The organism is Pseudomonas cichorii, assembly GCF_019719005.1.
GTDB classification, from domain to species: Bacteria; Pseudomonadota; Gammaproteobacteria; order Pseudomonadales; family Pseudomonadaceae; genus Aquipseudomonas; species Aquipseudomonas cichorii_E.
Map to the genome: position 1 here is coordinate 1 of NZ_JAIGPJ010000078.1, position 2,377 is coordinate 2,377.

Below are 2,377 nucleotides of genomic sequence, written 5' to 3' on the forward strand. Positions count from 1 at the left end.
AAGTCGCCCTTGAGGTTGGTCAAACTCCCCACATTGGCCTGCATATCCCCGCCGCTGAAGATCAGCCCCTGGCTGTTAAGCAGGCTCGCGGTAGTGAAGGTGAGGTTTTGCGTCGCGCCCAAGGTGCCGTAGTTGGTCACACTCCCGGCATTGACGATCAGATCGGCCGCCGACGTCAGTCGCCCGTAGTTGCTGGCCAGACCGCTGATGTTGAGTTCGGTCCGGGCGCCGCCCATGAGGCTCGCCGTACTGGTGAGTGCCAACTGGCTGGCCGTCAGGCCCAGGGTGCCCAGGCTGCTCGTACGCCCACCTCCCCCATACCCCCCGCTCAGGTTCAGGCTCAGCGTCCCGTCACTGGCGATCACCCCTTCATTCGTCCAGCTTCCACCGGTCCCCACAAACGCACTCGAGGCCAACAACTGCCCGCTGGCGGTCTGGTTGAAGATCCCGACGTTGACGGTCAGGCGACCGGCCTGGATCACGCTGCTGTTGGTCCAGTTATCGGCCGTGACGGTCAGGCCGCCGCGGGTCACGAGGTTGCCGCCGGCCTGGATGAGGTTGGCGGTGGACAGGTCGAAGGTGCCCGTGCCGGCATGCAGCAGGTTGCCGCTGGCGTTGAGGAAGCTGGCAGCATTGAGGATCAGGTTGCTGTTGGCCACTTCCACGGTGCCGCGGCGGTTGTCGAACAGGGTACCGATCTGGAAGTCAGCCGCGTCGCTGGCGCCGAGGGAGCGTATCTGGCCGGTCTGGTTGTCGAGGCTGGCGGCCTTGATGGCCAGGGTGCTGTCGCTTTCGATGATGCCCAGGCGGTTGTTCAGGACGCCGGTGAGTTGCAGGTCGACCTGGCCGCCGGCGATCTGGCCGTCGTTGTCGCCGCTGTTGTCCAGGTCGTTGCCGATGATCCGTACCAGGCCTTTGGCGTAAATACCGCCATTGCGGTTGTCGAGGTTGGCGGTGGTGAGCAGCGCCTCGCCGGTGCTGGCCGAGACGCGGCCGCCATCGTTATCGAAGCCGCCCAGGGCGGTCAGGCTCAGGCGCTGGGCCTGGATGACGCCGCCCTGGCGGTTGGCCGCGAGGTCGTAGCCGTTTTTCAGCACGCCGCTGATCTGTGTGGTCATCAGCCCCTTGAGGCTGGAGAGCACGCCGCCGCGGTTGTCGAGGCTGGCGGCTTCTACCGTCAGGCCACCGTTCTGGGCGATCAGGCGACCGTTGAGGTTATCGACGCCCTCGCCCACTTCGACCTTGAGGGTGCTCTGGCCTTGTACTGCGCCCCGGGTGTTGTCCAGGCTCTTGCCGTCCAGCTCCACGCCCGCGCTCTGGCTGTAGATCAGGCCATCGGTGTGGTTGAGGACCTTGCCGGTGGCGGTGATCAGCAGGGTGCCGTTGGCGGCGACGGTGCCGGTGTGGCTGTTGTCCAGCAGCCCGGTGTTGAGGGTCATCAGGCGCTGGCTGATCAGTTGCCCGCCCTGGTTGTGCACGGCGCTGCTGCGTTTGAGCAGCCAGTCACCGCCGCTGGCGAGTGTGCCGCCGGTGTTGGTCAGGGCACCGATCAGGTCGAGGGTGGCCTTGCCCGGGCTGGTGATGGTGCCCGCGCTGTTGTCGAGGGCGTTGGCGGTGATCGCGAGGTCCGCACCGCTGTCGATCAGGCCGCTCTGGCCGTTGTTCAGCAGGCCGGTGACGGTCAGGGTCTGTTCGGTGCCGCTGGAGAGGATGCCGCCGCGGTTGTCGAGGCTGTCGGCGGTCACGGTCAGGGCTGTCTGGCTGACCAGCGCGCCATTGTTGCTGTTGAGCAGGGCGCCGCTCAGGTCCACGTCCACTGCGCCGTTACGGCTGGACAGGGTGCCGCGGTTGCGGTTGTCCAGGGACGTGGCGGTCACGTCCAGCCCTTGCCAGCCGGAGAGCAGGCCGTTCTGGTTGAGCAGGCTGGCGGCGTTGAGGGTCAGCAGGTGGCTGCTGATGAGCTGGCCGCCGCTGTTGTCCAGGGTCCGGGCGCTCAGGGTGAAGCTCTGGGCGCTGGAGATTTCACCGCCCTGGTTGTTGATGTCCCGCACCTGCTTGACGGTCAAGGGACCGGTGGCGGTGATCAGGCCGGCGCGGTTGTTGAGGTCCGCACCGTTGAGGTCCAGGCTCAGCCCGGCCTGGCCGATCAGGCGGCTGGCGTCGAGGGACAGGGCGTGGAGGACCAGGGTCAGGGTGCCCAGGGCCGAGACTTCACCGCCGCTGTCGGCGCTCAGGCTGTCGGCGGTGAGGGTCAGGGTGCCCTGGCTGTTGATCAGGCCCTTGGCGCCGGTGTCGAGGGCGGCGCTGTCCAGGGTCAGGGCGGTGTTGGCCAGCAGTTGCCCGCCGCGGTTATTGAGGTCGCCCGAGGTGATGTGCA

At 67.0% G+C, this 2,377-nt stretch carries 1 protein-coding gene; it reads right to left on the reverse strand.

Going from position 1 to position 2,377, the window contains the following annotated elements:
- The coding region (locus K5D32_RS25645) for a beta strand repeat-containing protein (protein ID WP_409372898.1) at positions 1 to 2,377 on the reverse strand (2,377 nt) is incomplete at both ends.